At 45.1% G+C, this 16,118-nt stretch carries 11 protein-coding genes; 6 read left to right on the top strand and 5 right to left on the bottom strand.

The genetic code is table 11. The annotated features are described in order from the left end of the window. Positions 1-99 precede the first annotated feature (99 nt). The 4 genes from thiL to PHF18_RS07530 form a co-directional block, all read right to left on the bottom strand. The gene (gene thiL, locus PHF18_RS07545) at positions 100-1,113 is read right to left on the bottom strand and encodes a thiamine-phosphate kinase (protein ID WP_300100590.1); all 1,014 of its coding nucleotides are present in this window, start codon (positions 1,111-1,113) and stop codon (positions 100-102) included. Between the two features lie 556 nt (positions 1,114-1,669). Continuing rightward, complete coding sequence (locus PHF18_RS07540; protein ID WP_300100588.1) at positions 1,670-2,452, bottom strand: anaerobic ribonucleoside-triphosphate reductase activating protein; 783 nt, start codon at positions 2,450-2,452, stop codon at positions 1,670-1,672. A gap of 43 nt (positions 2,453-2,495) precedes the next feature. Continuing rightward, entirely contained in the window at positions 2,496-4,880 is a 2,385-nt protein-coding gene (gene nrdD / locus PHF18_RS07535) for an anaerobic ribonucleoside-triphosphate reductase (protein ID WP_300100691.1), read from the bottom strand. A gap of 74 nt (positions 4,881-4,954) precedes the next feature. Next, positions 4,955-5,206, bottom strand: coding sequence for a glutaredoxin domain-containing protein (locus PHF18_RS07530; RefSeq protein WP_300100585.1), 252 nt, complete (start codon positions 5,204-5,206; stop codon positions 4,955-4,957). Positions 5,207-5,916: 710 nt separating this feature from the next. Between PHF18_RS07530 and radB the strand changes: the two genes are divergently transcribed. Next, positions 5,917-6,627, top strand: a complete 711-nt coding sequence (gene radB, locus PHF18_RS07525) for a DNA repair and recombination protein RadB (protein ID WP_300100688.1) — start codon at positions 5,917-5,919, stop codon at positions 6,625-6,627. A 209-nt stretch (positions 6,628-6,836) separates the two neighbouring features. On the opposite strand, the gene PHF18_RS07520 is transcribed toward radB, so the two are convergent. Beyond that, positions 6,837-7,937: an inositol-3-phosphate synthase gene (locus tag PHF18_RS07520; RefSeq protein WP_300100582.1), complete on the bottom strand. Its 1,101-nt coding sequence runs from the start codon at positions 7,935-7,937 to the stop codon at positions 6,837-6,839. A 627-nt stretch (positions 7,938-8,564) separates the two neighbouring features. Here PHF18_RS07520 and PHF18_RS07515 point away from each other — a divergent pair. The 5 genes from PHF18_RS07515 to ppk1 all read left to right on the top strand — a co-directional run bounded on the left by PHF18_RS07515 (position 8,565) and on the right by ppk1 (position 16,062). Beyond that, on the top strand, positions 8,565-9,608 hold the full coding sequence (locus PHF18_RS07515) for an S-methyl-5-thioribose-1-phosphate isomerase (RefSeq protein WP_300100579.1): 1,044 nt from the start codon (positions 8,565-8,567) through the stop codon (positions 9,606-9,608). A 232-nt stretch (positions 9,609-9,840) separates the two neighbouring features. Beyond that, positions 9,841-10,011 carry a preprotein translocase subunit Sec61beta gene (locus PHF18_RS07510; RefSeq protein WP_300100576.1) on the top strand — a complete coding sequence of 57 codons (171 nt, stop codon included), beginning with the start codon at positions 9,841-9,843 and terminating at the stop codon, positions 10,009-10,011. A 24-nt stretch (positions 10,012-10,035) separates the two neighbouring features. Next, positions 10,036-11,016 carry an alpha/beta hydrolase gene (locus PHF18_RS07505; RefSeq protein WP_300100573.1) on the top strand — a complete coding sequence of 327 codons (981 nt, stop codon included), beginning with the start codon at positions 10,036-10,038 and terminating at the stop codon, positions 11,014-11,016. A gap of 54 nt (positions 11,017-11,070) precedes the next feature. Then, complete coding sequence (locus PHF18_RS07500; protein ID WP_300100571.1) at positions 11,071-13,194, top strand: endonuclease MutS2; 2,124 nt, start codon at positions 11,071-11,073, stop codon at positions 13,192-13,194. 681 nt (positions 13,195-13,875) lie between these two features. Beyond that, complete coding sequence (ppk1, locus tag PHF18_RS07495) at positions 13,876-16,062, top strand: polyphosphate kinase 1 (protein ID WP_300100685.1); 2,187 nt, start codon at positions 13,876-13,878, stop codon at positions 16,060-16,062. The last annotated feature ends 56 nt before the right edge of the window (positions 16,063-16,118 follow it).

The raw sequence follows: 16,118 nt of genomic DNA, 5'->3' as shown, positions 1-16,118 counted from the left end.
TGGTTGTGTGAACTTTAATCAGCAAATAATTTTTAATTTTTTTTAATCTCACTCCAGGCTTTTATTTATGGGGGGTTAACATCAGTTTATTCAGGAAGGTTAATCAGTCGGTTCGGCTTTTAGCTGCTGGTATCCCCGCTGCTCTATAGCTGTCAGCCTGCATTCCGGGGATTCGAGTACAATATCCGCTTCGTACTTTGTGCATTCCCCTATGATAGTCAAGTTACATATATTTTGTACTTTTTTCAGCCGTCCAGGGTCGACTGTGAAAATGAGTTCGAAGTCTCCACCTGTGTAAAGGGCAAGTTCCAGCAGTTCCCCGGGATCTGAGGCAAACTCTCTGACTTCCGGGAGGATAGGAAGGGCATCTTCCCGGACCCTGAAACCTACTTTACTCTGCCTGGCAAGGTCGTAAAGAGACATAGCAAGTCCGTCGCTTGTATCCATCATGGATGTGATTGCACCCGACTCAGCCAGTTTCCGGGCTTCTCTGGTGCGGGGGACGGGTTCAAAAAGAGCCTTCAGGACGGTTTCACTAACAGGTTTTTTTGACTGGATCGCTTTAAGGGCGGCTCCGGCTGACCCTGTATATCCTGTAACACAGACAAGGTCTCCGGGCTTTGCCCCTTTTCGCAGGAGGAGCTGGCTTTTTTTGACTCTTCCCAGAGCCGTACCTGTAATTGTCAGTTCTGCATGGGTATCGAGGTCGCCTCCGATAACAGTAGTCCCGCAGAACTCAGCGCATGCCTGTATGCCTTTTGCAAGTTCCTCTACAAAAGCAATTTCAGTGTCTGCAGGCATGCCTATTGCCATAAGGATCCCTGCTGGTTCTGCCCCCATGGCTGCGATATCGCTCAGGTTTACAGCGGCGGACATCCAGCCCATCTGCCATGGGGTCATCTCTGTCGGAAAGTCCGTGGTCCTGTGCAGCATATCAGTCGTAATAACCAGACAGCCTTCACCTTTCAGGTCAAGGACGGCACAGTCATCGGAACCGGCACCTATAAGGATTCCTTCCTGTCCTCTTTCCTTTCCTTCAGGGGCATTGAAAATCTCAGATAAGCGGGAGATTAAAGCGCGCTCTCCGATTGAAGATACTTTTGTTTCTTTCATGGTCCTTTTCTGGAAGTGATAGCTTGCTTTCCTTCTTGCTAGCTATCCTTCTTGCTTGCTTTCCTTTTTATAGATAGGTATCCTTCTTCGGGTTAAAATGCACTGAGTCTCTCTCCTTTATGTAATTTTTGTAACCCCGGAGGTTACACAAAAGTTTGGTGGTGTGCATAAAGGAGTTTTCGATTATTGTCAGGAGTACAATAGGGAATATCACGGAGAAACTATGGGGAAACTTTCCGGGATACCTGCACTTCCGGGTACAGGATAATTGAATTCCATTTAAGGGGTTTTAACAAAGGTTTGATAAGTGTCTTTTATGCTTTGGCACGTATAAGACTTTTGTAAACTTCAAATTCATTTGAACCTAAAACATATTTTTTCTGTAAAAAGCTGGTAAAATAAAAATTAATGGAAAGATGAAGGGGTTAATAGATCAAAATCTGTTCCGGAATACAGGCAAAAAATGAAAAAAGTGTCCGTAAAATGCCAGTAAAATGCCAGTAAAATGCCGTAAATATTATACTAAATATCGGTAAATAGCAGGCACCAGATAATATCAGACTCTTTCTTCTCCTTCTTCTTTTGTCCTGATCCTTACTTTTTCCAGGAAACCTTTTGCTATTTTTCCAAGTTCCAAAATTTCTTCCCGCTCCAGAACCCTGATTTCCCTGAGTTCCTCCTGCAGGCTGTGTTCCGGAATTCCCTGCTGCAGCACATAGGTAACCTCTCTGTTTTTGATATGTTCCGAAATCCAGGCTGCTATCAGGGAGATTTCCTTCTCGTTTCCGATAAAACCTCTGAATGCGGTTGTCCGGAGTTCCAGTTCCAGGCCGCTGGCATCGGCAACCTCGATCGTTTTTGCAATGGCTGTGGTGATCTCTTCCGGAGGCTTTTTAACGGCACTACCTGCCCTTTTATAAGCTTCCCATCCGGCAACCTTTCCATAAAGTTCGGGATCGTCAAGAGGGGCTTTTACATCGATAAAGAACTTATCAACCAGTTTTCGCTCAACCAGTTCGGCTGCCCTTTCAGGGTAACAACCATTTGTGTGGACCCCTACTGCAAGCCCGAGATTCTTTGCAAACTCTGCAAGGGGAATAACAGCCTCCTGCATAAGGGGTTCCCCACCCGAAAAAACAACCGCGCTTACAAAAGGTTTCGAGCTTTTAATCTGCTCTTTCACAAAGTCAAGTTCCACAAGCTCCGGACCTTCAAGGTACGGATGGTTCTGGCAGTAAGGGCAGCGAAGAGGGCATCCCCTAAAAAAGATGGTGACCACAGCCTTTCCTGTCCAGTCAAGGGTTGAGATCGGGACAGTGCCTGCGTAGTTTACCTTCATAGCAGTTACCATTTTTAGGTTGCGTAAAAAAGTTTAAGGGGACTCATTTGAGTTCCCTTGTGCTGTAGCGTTTCCTGTCCTGGAGTTCCTGGCGCTTGCCTCTGTTCCAGCCTTCTACGGACTGGAGATAGCCAGTAATCCTTGAGAGGTGCTGCACATTTTCAGATTTGCATTTCGGGCATTTGTCAAGCAGGCCGGCGGCTACATATCCCCCATCAGTGCATACGGTCATGTCCCTTGTGAAGGCAAAGTATCCAGTCTGGGTATTTTTTGCTATATGCATGGCAAGTTCCTGCAGGCCGTCAGGGTCCGGTTTTCCTTCTCCAAGCCAGATATGCATGATGTTTCCGCCGTCTACGATCGGGAAGAAAGTGTGCTCATACTTTATCCTTTCAGGCAGCGAGATATCGGCACCAGGAGGAATATGGGTCCCGTTGGTATAGTAAATGGGCAGGTCGTGGGTCTCATTGAACTCTTTCTTTGCGGTTTCCAGGTCCCCTTTAATTGTAAGTTCGGCTTTGTCGGCATATTCCCTGTGCAGGAGGTCTGAGACTGCAAAACGCTGGGCTGTAGTTTCCGCAGGAGTCCTTGCAAGGGCAATTTCCATGCCGTTTTCCTTTGAGAGCTTCTGGGCATGCATTTTCATTTCGAACATAGCCCGGATGGCAAGCTTATAAGCAACAGGAGACTCGTGGATCTGGTAGCCTGTGTGGTACTGGACCATCTCATTGATCCCTATTACTCCAATAGTATACACAAGGCTATCGAAGTCCACAGCTATTGCCCCTTTTTCTCCGGTGGTCGGGTCCTTGGGACACTGGGATGCAAAGGGAATCCTGTTTTTCTTGATCAGGCTGTTCATCCATTTTCGCTTGATCTTAAAAACTTCCACACCCCGGTTCATCAGGGTCTTGAGTTCAGTGAAAAGTTTTTCATCATCATATTCAGCCCTGTAGGCAGCCCTGGGACAGTTTAAGGATAGGACCATCCATGAGCCCATGGAGAAATGCCTTCCATCTTTGAAATGCAGCTTGTCCCCGAAGTCTTTATCGTCGGTGGGGTTTGAAGAGAACTGGTAGGCACAGCACTGGTAGCATGAAATTCCTTCTCCTGCACCCCTGTACTCGGGAAGCTGGTTGTCAAAGTAGGGAGTTCCGAATTTGGCAGCCAGTTCAAAGGTCATCCTGTAAAGCTCTTTGTAAGTCGGAAGTTCGGGGTGAGCTCCGTTGAAATCCTCGTTTTCTTCCATGAAGTCAGGTTCGAGAGAGATTTCTGGCTTTGGGAAGCTGAAAGGTTTGCCCCAGGCATCTCCTTCAAGCATGACATCCATAATGGCTTTGAACCCAAGCCGGACCTCTTTTTCGAATTCTCCATAGGTCCTGAGGGGAGCCTGCTTACCGTCCCAGACCTTTCCCCTGGCAACAATCGGAATGTTTCTCCAGAGCTTTGGGACCCCAGGGGAAAGCTGCACGGATGAAAAGACAGTCTGTCCGCCTCTTGCGCACATCATCTGCATCATTTCGTAGACGAACATCTGCATAAGCTGTCTGATCTCAACTTCTGACTTGCCTTCCAGATAGGGGGCCATAAAGGTCAGGAAATTGTAAAAGCCCTGTCCGCCTGCAAAGTTGGTCTGCGCTGAACCCATTGCCTTTACAGCATGAAGGAAAGCTACTTCGGCATTCTTTGCAGGTTTTGCAACACTTGATTGTGCTCCTAATCCATCAGGCATCAGCCCATAATAAAAGAAGTAGCGGAGGTCCCAGTCCTGGCAAAAAGGCCTTGTGCCCATATATTCGAGGTCATGGATATGGAAGTCCCCGTTCAGGTGCAGGTCGGCAAGCTCTTTTGGCATCAGAAGGAGATTTTGCTCTTTGGACATTTTGTCGGCTTTTCTTTTGTGGGATGTCTCAGCATTGTTCAGCTGGTTTGCATTATCGTTTGCCCCAAAGCCGTATCCGGAGTCTATTTCGTAGGCATCGTAGACCGAAGCCCCGACCCTTGTCATTATATTTCTCCATTCTACGCGTCCCCTGTCAAGAAGAATATTGTTGACTATTTCCCGGATAAGAGGTCCTGAAAGGAACTTGAGATTCATCTTTCGGATAATTCTTTCCGCTTCTTTTGCAATATCAACGGCTTCTTCTTTTGTGATTGCAGGCTTGTTGTAGAAGATTTCACTTAATTTTGTTTCTTTCAGGAGCTGGCTTACAATAATATTCCTGTCCCAGTTAAGAATGAAACCTTCGGTTGTCCTGACTTTGGGGAGGGGAGAGACAGACAGCCCATCAAGTGTTTTTTGCACTGGCTGATTATCAGATAACTGGTCTTTTTTGGGGAGGGAAGAGGTGGAGAGCCCGTCAAGTGTCTTTTGCACTGGCTGATTATCAGATAATTCATTATCGGTTAAGAGAATATCGCCTGTCATTTTCTCATCTTCAGTTGTTGTTTTAAGGAGGGATATGTAAATCATTTAAGTCGGTTTGAAGCTTAGCGGGGTTGTTAAAGAATTCCTCTGAGTTTTTCCGGATTCACTTCTTCCCCGCGGAAGAGTTCGGTATACGTGAGGAATTCACTGTTGATCTGTAATACAGGCGCCGTAACTGTAAAAACCCCATTGAAACGCAGTTCGGTCAGAGCTTCGGGGGTAGACATATCTGCTACTTCGAAGGGTACTGAATTTGTTTTCAGAAATTCTTTTAATTTATTGCATTTTGGACAACGTTCCGTTGTGTAAACTATTATTTTTGCCATACTTTGCGCCCCTCTGATTTATGTACAGTATTTTTTTACATTTTTTATTACATGTCTTGCATGTCTTTTACATGCGTCTTTCTAACATATTTCTTTTATTCAGATTGTGCAGGGTTTGAGTGTGTCGGCGCAGAGCGCATCAAAGCAATAAAACAAAACCCCGCATGGGAACTATTCCTTAGCCAACCCAATTAATTGTATAATAACTCTCCCAAACTCGTCAGCAATATCGGAACAGGGCATGCAGTTTTCAAAAAGTGCCCCTTTAGATATCATTTTTTCACTCTATTGAGTGAATGTTATCTTTATTTCCAGGTAATTATTCTAAATGCCTGAGCTTGCTTATAATGGTTTTTCAACTCATCTTTGGATACAATCACCCTCTTACTTTGTATACAAAGATCGTTGTTTGTTATCAGATCTGGTAACAAACTTAAGGGCATCTGTTTTTTAAAAAATGCCTGGTTTGTGGGAATATTTTCAAGTACAGAAGGCTTTATCTGGTGTGGAAGACACTTTAATGGATATAGGTATGGATACCATCTATATGGCTTTATTCCTTGAAGACATTATAATATATTAGGTGAAGAACCCCTCCAGGTTTTAGGGAAATGTCTGAGAGAACTTGTCCTCTGTTTCTGCTTCCTCTGATCTCTTCGGTTTCTAAGTCTTTGTTTTCAAAAAAATATGAAAAAAGCATTATATCATTGATCTCTCATACCTCTGTCAAGTGCAAAGAGAGGTGTCAAACCATAGAGAAACTATTACCCTCCGGTTGTAGACCCCTTGATGACCTCCTGGGAGGAGGTTTCGAGAGAGGGATCGTAACTCAGGTCTTCGGAGCCGCAGGAACCGGAAAAACAAATGTCTGCATCCAGCTTGCGGTTGAATGTGTAAAGCAGGGGCAGAAAGTCATTTTCATAGATACGGAAGGGCTTTCTCCTGTTCGTTTCAAGCAGATTGCAGGGGACAATGCAAAGGAAATAGCCAGGAGCATAATTATCTACGAACCCCTGAGTTTTGAAGAGCAGTATGCGGCCGTAAGAGAGGTGGAGAGGATCGCTGGCGAGAACATCGGGCTAGTGGTTCTGGATTCTGCAACTTCATACTACAGGTTTGAACTTGAAGATGAGGAGACCGGCATAAAAAGCCGGAGAGAACTTGCCAGCCAGATAGGGTTTCTGCATGCTCTGTCTCGAAAACACGGTTTTGTTGCAATTATAACAAATCAGGTATACTCAGATATTATTGCAGGAGGGGTGCGCCCATTGGGGGGCAGTTCCCTGGAACATATCTCAAAGACGATCATCCAGCTGGAAAAAACAGGTGAAGGGACAAGGCGCGCCACTCTATACAAACACCGCTCCCGTCCTGAATGTGCAAATGCTGAGTTTAAAATTACGGCTGAAGGGATCCGTTAAACTGATAAAAAAACTGTGAGAACACTGGTGAAAAAACTGATAAAAACGTTGCGGTAAATTCCGTAGAACAATTTCCTGGTAGAAAATATTCAGGACCAGGAAAAACGTAAAATTCCCGGACGTTTCCGGGATTTTCTGGCATCAAAACTGCCTTACGCTTAGTTCTATAAAATTTTTTTGCTCCGTCGGGAATTTTTCTCCGGCTTGCTTTAACGTTCTCGGGTACCGGCTATGAAATCTTCAGTTCTGCGGTATGCCTCATCATCAGGGTACTGGATAGCCGGATGTTTCATGAAATAGGAAGCCGGGGAGTACAGTACTCCTCCTATCCCGCGGTCAAGAGCCAGTTTGCAGCAGCGAATGGCATCAATTACCACACCTGCGGAGTTAGGGGAATCTTCTACCGAGAGCCTTAGTTCAAGGTTCATGGGCACGTCCCCAAAGATTTTGCCTTCCATTCGAAGGAAACATACCTTGTTGTCTTTCTGCCAGGCAACGTAGTCGCTCGGTCCGATATGGATATTTTCATCCGCAAGCCTATGCGAGAGCACGGACTGGACGGCTTCGGTCTTGGATTCACGTTTGGAAACAAGCCTGTCCCTATTGAGCATATTGAGGAAATCGGTGTTTCCGCCAGTGTTCAGCTGATATGTCCTTTCAAGCCTTACACCACGTTTTTCAAATAGGTCTGCCAGGATCCTGTGGGTGATCGTTGCTCCAAGCTGGGCTTTGATATCGTCGCCTATAACAGGAATATTCTTTTCTTCAAACCGCTTTGCCCACTCAGGATTGCTTGCAATGAAAACAGGCATGTTGTTGATAAAAGCCACACCGGCTTCAAGAGCGCATTCGGCATAGAAATGGACAGCTTCTTCAGAACCGACAGGGAGGTAATTAAGAAGCATTTCGGCGCCTGAATCCTTCAATTCTTTTACAATTTCTTCTTTTGTGGTTTCAGGTTCCCTGCTGACAACAAACGTGTAATTTTCCCCATAATTCTTCATGTGGTCAGAAACCCCGTCAAGAACTTTTCCCATCTTAACCTTCACACCTGAGAGGGGAATGTCAGGACAAAAAGCCGCTGTGCAGTTCGGGGGAGCAAAAATAGCCTCAGAGACATCTTTTCCTACTTTCCTGGCATCAATGTCGAAGGCAGCAACAACTTTGATATCACTGGGCCCGTACCCTCCAATGTCCCTGTGCATAAGTCCTATGGGATCTTTATCTTCAGCTTTATAGTACTCGATGCCCTGTATCAAAGAGCTTGCACAGTTCCCGATTCCTGCAATTGCTATTTTTATTTTTTTCATAAGCGCTTACTCTCCGATGAATACCCTGACTCTCATAAACCACAACTTGCATGAAACGATAGATTCTCAATACTTTCAATACTTTCAATACTTTCAATACTTTCAATACTTTCAATACTTTCAATACTTTCAATACTTTCAATACTTTCAACACTTTCAAAATTTGCGGATCCAAGGATTTACGGGTTCAAGGTCCATGAAATTTATGAAATTATTATTCCTGAAATTACGAATCTTCCTGTATCTCAGCTATGGATTTTAAATCTTCTCTTATTTGTACTGTTACTTTATAAATCTATTATATCTAACTTTGCTCTTCGTGAAATAAATATTATGTTTGTTTATGTATATCTAAAATCTATTCTAAAATTTGCTGGCTTATAATGAAATAAAATTATTAATCTGATGTCTGGCTTCTAAACAGCTTAATTATATGTTATTTTATCCAGGATAGAGATTTTTTATTAAATCTCTTTTTCCTAATTTGAACCCCCTATTCAAGTTTTCAGGTTGCCTGGGCATTATCTGGATACGAAATACTCACCCCTTGTAGAAGGAAGGGTCGAATAGGTTTTTATCGGATGGTTGGCTTGAAATGGAAGTCGGAAGATTTTCTGGCAGAACCTTATGTTCACATTGGAAAGTGATTTAATGAGGACAATTGACTGGAACGAAGAGTCCAATTCTGTAGTGCTGGTAGACCAGACCTTGCTCCCTCAGGAGTACAGGGTAATAGAATGCAAAACCCTGAGTTCGCTCTGTGAGGCTATAAAATCTCTCAGGATCAGAGGTGCACCTGCTCTTGGGGCTGCAGGAGGCTTTGGAATTGCCCTGGCAGCTTCTCTTAGCGGGGCAAAAGACATCGAAGCCATAACCAGAGACCTCAAGGTTGCGGCAAAAGCACTTAAATCGACCCGCCCTACAGCCGTAAATCTTGGATGGGGCGTGGACAGGGTCTTAAAAGCAGTTTCTGATGCCTTTGATGTTCAGGGAATCCGGGATATTGCCCTTCAGGAAGCCAGGGATATTGCGGAAGAAGATATCGAAACCAATAAGCTGATAGGAAAACATGGGGCAAAACTCCTGAAAGATGGAGATACCGTACTCACACACTGCAACGCAGGAAGGCTCGCCTGTGTTGACTGGGGTACAGCTCTCGGAGTTGTACGTTCGGCTATTGCAGCAGGTAAAAATATCAAAGTTATTGCCTGCGAGACAAGGCCTTTGAACCAGGGAAGCAGAATCACTACCTGGGAACTCATGCAGGACAAAATCCCTGTAACCCTTATTGCAGATTCTATGGCTGGCTGGGCAATGCGCCAGGGGCTTGTAAACAGCGTGCTCGTAGGAGCCGACCGAATTACCCAGGATGTTGTTTTTAACAAGATAGGTACCTATACGCACTCTATCCTTGCAAAAGAGCATGAAATTCCCTTTTATGTGGCAGCCCCTGTCTCTACTTTCGATTTCAAAGGCTGGGAAGAAAGCGTAAAGATTGAAATGCGAAATCCTGATGAACTGCGGTTCTCAGGCTGCGAACAGCTTGCCCCAAAAGACGTTGAGGTTTACAATCCGGCTTTTGATGCAACTCCAATGGAAAATGTGACTGCTATAATCACTGAAAAAGGCGTATTTTACCCGCCTTTCCTGCTGGATGAGGTTCTCGTCTGAGACCCCGCGTCTCTGATTTTTCAGGGCCTTAAAATCATATGTTTCCTCTCCTGCCCAGGATTGTTCCGGAATAGCTCTGCAGGATTTATATATGAGAACTGTAAATTATCTGATAACTATCAAAATGAGCAGTAAAATTTCACTAGATTTCTAATTGAACGTAACTTCCAATCAAAAACGCAACTTTTAATCAACTAATCAATATCATATCATTTGTAAAGGTGTTTTACTCATGGCGGCTAAAAGATCAGGTCCCGGACTTCAGTCCTCAGCAGGGCTCATGCGCTACTACGAAGCTGACAAAAACGCGGTTCACATTCAGCCCAAAACAGTTCTGATTTTCGGTGCCATTGCGGGCATAGTAGTACTATTCTTAAGTGCTGTAAATGGCTTCTGGCCGTAACTACAGTTTTCTGGCAGGGTTCCCTTGAGCAGGCATATTTCTGGTAAAAAAAAACTCAAAAAAACGAAGAAGTCTTCATCAGGCGTCAGAATTCCGAGAGCCTTAGTTTTTCTTCTGGGCTTTCTCCTGATAGGTGTTGGTTTCTTTGGGGTTCTGTACAACCCCGCTAATTCCATAGAGGAAACTCTTCCGTGGGATATTTCGGAGGCAGGCACATTATCTTTTCCCCAGAGAGAAAAGCCTGTGTTTACGGCTCAGGAAATTGAGGACCTGTATTCTCCTGAAGATCCGGATATTCTAAAACTTGTATCTTTTGAGAGTAGTGGCGAAAAAGTCCAGGCGCTACTTAGGGTTCCTGCAAACTCTCCTTCTTCTGCCGCTGGTATAGTTTTGCTTCCGGGAGCAGGAGTTAGCAAAGAAGGTGAACAGGGACTGGCAGTGCAACTCTCCAAAATGGGGTATGCAACCCTTACCCTTGACCAGCGCAATCAGGGTGGAGTAAACTTTGAAAGAGACCTTGAACTTTTCAGGGCAGGCCTTGAACCTGTTGAATACCTTATGGTTTATGACGTCCTCAAAGCCGCAGACGTGCTTTCCGTCCAGCCGGAAATAGATCCCGAAAGGCTTGCAATCCTCGGGGAAAGTAACGGCGGCAGGTTTGCAATTATTGCCTGCGCCCTTGACCCTTCCTTTAAAGGAGTCATAGGGATCAGTACGTCGGGGTACGGCACTGAAGAGCTTGATCCTGCCGGCACAACTGACCCTGAAGTTTATAGGTTCCGCCTTTCAATTGACCCGGACACTTACCTCAGTGCCCTGCCGCCTTCAAGGCTGGTTATGATGCACTCTTTTAATGATACTGTAATCTCGCATGAACTGGCACTCAGGACCTTTGACCTTGCAAAAGAACCAAAGGCAATGTATAATACTACTGAAGAAACGCACGGATACACAGCTTCCATGCGCTCCGATCTTGAAAAAGAACTTGCGCTCCTTCTGAACTGAAAAACATTCGGGTATAGGGTTCGGTTCAATTGATTTTCTATAAGTGTTTTGAATATGGCTTCTTCTCAGCAAATCTCAGGCTTACGAGAACTTAATGGAATAGGTGAGCGAGTAGCCTGCAGGCTTGTCGAGCATTTCGGAAGTGAGGATGCAGCTCTCCAGGCAATTCTTGAAGGAGACATAGCTTCGCTTTCCGAGGTCAACGGAGTCAGCCATACATTTGCCCTTTCCCTTGCCAGGGATGCCAGAGCCCGGGCTGAGGGATGTGCAATTTCCGATTTTCTGAAGACAAAAGAAGCCCTTGACCTGTACTCCCGCCTGCTTGAGCTGATAAAGACGTTTGCTCACACACCGCATGCGAGGGACAAGTTGGATCTCTTTTACCCGTTTCCCGCGTCCCGTATGGACCTTATTCAGGAGAGGAGGGCTTTTGTAGGAGCGTACCTGGAGCTGGCAGATGTCCTCTCTGAGGATAAGGCGTTTTTGAACCTCCTTTCCAGCGTGAAAAAGCTCAGGTCGATCCCGGGAAACCTGCGGGTAAGAGACAGGATCATCCTCTCCGGGGACCAGAAAACTCTGGACTCAGCCAGGGAAAAGTTCCAGGCATTTTTGCCTGTTCAGGCGGTGGAGAGTTTTTCCGAGTTCGTAGATCTTGCGAGAGGTTATTCGAGTGTGATTCTTTTTGATGATACTTATCTCAGTTTTGACCTGCCTGAGGGGCTTGAACCCGAGTTTTTCCAGGATCTTTCAAGAGCGGAATTCTGGCAGATCCTGCCTGAAGTAGAGCTGGCTTTTTTTGCAAGGAATCTGGACTGCATCCTTGCCTGCTTGAATATCACATCAACTCTGCGGGCGGAAGGCTTCGATTTCTTTGAGGAACTCTCAGAAGAGGAGCTTGAGACCCTTAAAGCAGCCCTTCTAAAAGTAGGAGAGGATGGAAAGCCTGTTGAGGGTTTTGACCCCGAACTTGACAGGCTTGAAGCTGCCCTGAAAAATCTTGATTCTGTGCTGACTTCTGCCTTAAATGAGGCAAACCAGCGCATGAACCGGACACTCGAAGCAAGCTCCCTTACCCTGAGTGGGCAGGAACTCATCAAGCTTGTGAGTGGGGGAATGGAAATTAAAGACCTGCTTGCAAAAGAACTCCACAGGGTCTACACAGGCGAGATCGAAGCCGTAAAAGAGGAACTTGCAGAAAAGCTCAAGTTCCAGAAACTGGAAAAACTGATGCTTGATTCCCTCTTTTCCGATGAAATTTCCTATCCTCTCAGAGTAGAACAGGCTCAGTTGCAGCTTTTCAGGCAAAAATTGAATATGTCCCTTGAAAAAGCAAGGCTTACCCGCAAAAGGGAGCTTGCACAAGTTATCTCAACCTTCCGCCAGCCTGTAGAAAGGCTTGTCAGGGAGGTCCTTGACTTTGACCTGGGTTTTTCCATAGCCTTCTTTGCCGCGCAGTTTCGGCTGAAAATGCCGGAGACAATCCCTGATGCCGGAATTGGCTTTGAAGAAGGTGAAAACCTTTTCCTGAAAGCCAGGTATGGAGAAATTGACCCTGTCAGTTATTCCGTCGGAAAAACGAGCTTTTCCCCCGAAGGCCTGGAAAACAGGGTTGTACTTTTGAGTGGAGTGAACTCAGGAGGCAAAACCTCTTTACTTGAACTGCTTGCCCAGTGTGTAATCCTCGGACACATGGGCTTTCCTGTCCCTGCAAAAGAACTTGAGCTGGGACCTGTAGAAGAATTCTATTATTTTGGAAAATCAAAAGGAACTCTTGATGCCGGAGCCTTTGAAACCACCCTCAAGCAGTTTTCCGTGCTTTCCGAAGCTTCCGGAAAACTTGTGCTTGCCGATGAGCTGGAATCAATTACCGAACCCGGAGCTTCAGCCCGGATCATAGCAGGGATTCTTGAATACCTTTCCCGGAGCGAAGAGAGCCTTGGGATTTTTGTTTCACACCTTTCGGAACTGATCCTTGAAAATACCGGGACAGACATCAGAGTGGACGGAATAGAAGCCGAGGGTCTGGATTCCAGCCTGGAACTGATAGTAAACCGAAACCCGGTATACAATCGCGTGGCAAGAAGCACTCCCGAGCTGATTGTGGAAAGGTTACTGAGGAAGACCACGGGAAAAGAGCAGGAATTTTATGCCCATTTAAAGGGTAAATTTCAAAATTAAAAGGCAATTTGAATGTCAAGCGGTATTTTTTATAGTCAAAATCTATATTTTATATTCCACTATAAGGATAATTTCTAAAAATCTTTTAAAATATCTTTATGTCAAACACGTATGGCATTTTCTGGCGATTTTTGAAGATTTCCCTGGTAATATCTTTCTATCTTCGGTTTTGTAGATACTCTAATTTCCCTGATAATATCTTGCTATCTTCGGTTTTGTATATACTCTATATTCTTTTTTTGATTGTTTTTCTCTGTTTTCTAGGAGATAATGTTATAAGTCTTTAGTACTATATATCAGTAAATAGTAGTGAGTTGGCTAAGATTTCAGACAGTTTTTACGTTCCTGTTAATCCAAAAGTCTATATACTTCTTAGTGTCAATGCATCTCCGATAACTTTATATGAAGATGCGCCTTCCTTCGGATAAGGGGATCGAAAACTCATTCGGCTAATGGTTATTGGAAGAGTTGATACACAGTTCAGGGAAAAATTTTCCGAAAACTGGTTATTTTGGCTGTTGAGTAACTTCGAGGTTATCTTCTTTTCAACTTTGCTAATTATACTGAACGAACATCTGATGATAATGTTAAATAATGAACCAGGCAACTTATATTCCGATCTTCTTATATTTTCGAGGATGGATCTGAAGATACACAAAACTCAGGCCACGCGTGATAGGAATGGAGCGTAACTTCCCAATTCAGTGTGCAGATTTTGATAGATTGGTTACGGATAGTGTTGACGGAGTCCGGGTTGAAGTATCAGGCATGCCTGACCTGAGTGACCAATGCCTTTATGTGGACCGGGAATATAGCTGGCTCCAGTTCAATGACCGGGTACTCGAAGAAGCTCTGGATGAACGTAATCCTCTGCTTGAGAGAGTCAAGTTTCTTTCCATTTTCGGGAGCAATCTTGATGAGTTTTTTATGGTCAGGGTCTCCGGGATCAAGAAACGTATTGCTGAAGGAGCAAAGGAAGACTGCACAGATGAACTGGCTCAGGAGCAGTTGCAGGTCATCCGGGAAGAACTTCTAATACAGCTTCCTCTAAAAGACAGCTGCTGGAACGAAGTGCTCGAACCGGCTCTAAGGGAAAAGGGAATTAAAGTCCTTAACTACTTTGAACTTTCCGGAGAAGACAGAGAAAAACTCAGGGACTACTTCGAAAGAAATATTTTTCCGCTACTTACTCCCCTTGGTTTTGACTCAGGGCATCCTTTCCCCCATATTTCAAATCTCAGTATTAACCTTGCCGTACTTATTGATGACCCGGACTACGGGGAACGTTTTGCAAGGGTCAAGATCCCTCCTATGTTCACAAGGCTGATTGTTGTTCCAGAAGAAGGCCAGGAAAAAACAACTTCCAGTTTTGAAGAATTAAAATCAGGGCGTTTTGTGTGGCTTGAACAGCTGATTGCTGCAAACCTCGATCTGCTGTTCCCCGGACAGCGCATTCTTGGAGCTTATCCTTTCAGGATCACACGAGACGCTGACCTTGGCTTTGATGAAGATGGAGACAAGGACCTTCTGACTGCTGTTAAGCAGAGGGTGGGGAGAAACTACTTCGGGCCTGCTGTCCGGCTTGAAACTGACTATACTATGCCTGAAAGGGTTTCTGATATTCTCCTTAAAAACCTGGAGCTTACCCCTCCTCTGATGTTCAGGGCAGCGGCGCCTCTGGGCCTCTCAAGCCTTATGAAGCTTACACAAATTAACCGTCCTGAGCTTAAATATGAACCTTTTGAGCAGAGAAAACATTCCCTTATGGCCGATAAGGAAAACATTTTTTCAGCCCTGAAAAAGAAGGATATCTTTCTCTATCACCCTTACGACAGTTTCGAATCGATAACCGATCTGGTGGAAGAAGCCGCCGATGACCCGGATGTCCTGGCAATTAAAATGACATTATACAGGGTAGATGACAACTCCAGGATTATCCAGGCTCTTATGAAAGCTGCGGATCGGAACAAGCAGGTTGCAGTCCTTGTCGAACTTAAAGCCCGCTTTGACGAAGAGAACAACATTGGCTGGGCAAAGGAACTCGAGTGCAAGGGTGTTCACGTAGCCTACGGCTTTCCCGGGCGCAAAACCCATGCCAAGATGTGCCTTATTGTAAGGGCTGAAAAAGAAGGTATCAGGTATTATGTGCATATGGGGACTGGAAACTACAACGCTGTTACAGGAAAGCTCTATACCGACTTCGGCTACCTCACAGGTGACCCTTTCATAGGTAAAGACATCTCTGATCTTTTCAATGCCCTTACAGGTTATTCAAGGAAGGACCATTATATCAAGCTCCTCGTAGCCCCGCAGAATATGAGGCATCAGATCCTTGAGCGCATCAGGCGCGAGATTGACCTGCACGAGAAATTTGGGAACGGTCACCTGCTCTTCAAGATGAATTCCCTGGTGGACTACCAGTGCATCCGGGAACTTTACAGAGCTTCACTGGTTGGAGTAAAAGTAGACCTCATTGTCAGGGGCATCTGTTGCCTCAGGCCCGGAATCTACGGTTTGAGCGAAAATATCAGGGTCACTTCTATAGTCGGGCGTTTTCTTGAACATTCAAGAGTATACTACTTCAGGAATGGCGGAAAAGAAGAGATTTTTATGGGCAGTGCCGACCTTATGCCCCGCAACCTTGACAACCGGGTCGAAGTCCTCTTTCCCGTATCTTTAGATTACATTCCCATCGTGCGCGATGTCATCCTCGGTACCCACCTGAAGGATAACATAAAAGCTCGCCTTCTCCTCCCTAACGGCAGGACTGAAAGGATCTACCCGCAGCCCGACGAAGAAGAACTGGATTCTCAGCTCTGGATGCTTGAGAACAGAGACAGCTGGGAGCTTAAAACGGAAAATGGCTGATAAAAATTTTTATTCTCCTTTTTTTTGTTTTCTCTCTTCTCCTTCCTTTCCATTTT

The organism is Methanosarcina sp. (assembly GCF_028693135.1).
In the GTDB taxonomy this organism is placed as follows: Archaea; Halobacteriota; Methanosarcinia; order Methanosarcinales; family Methanosarcinaceae; genus Methanosarcina.
The sequence above is the reverse complement of the archived record's forward strand: the minus strand, read 5'-3'. Positions and strand labels throughout refer to the sequence as shown.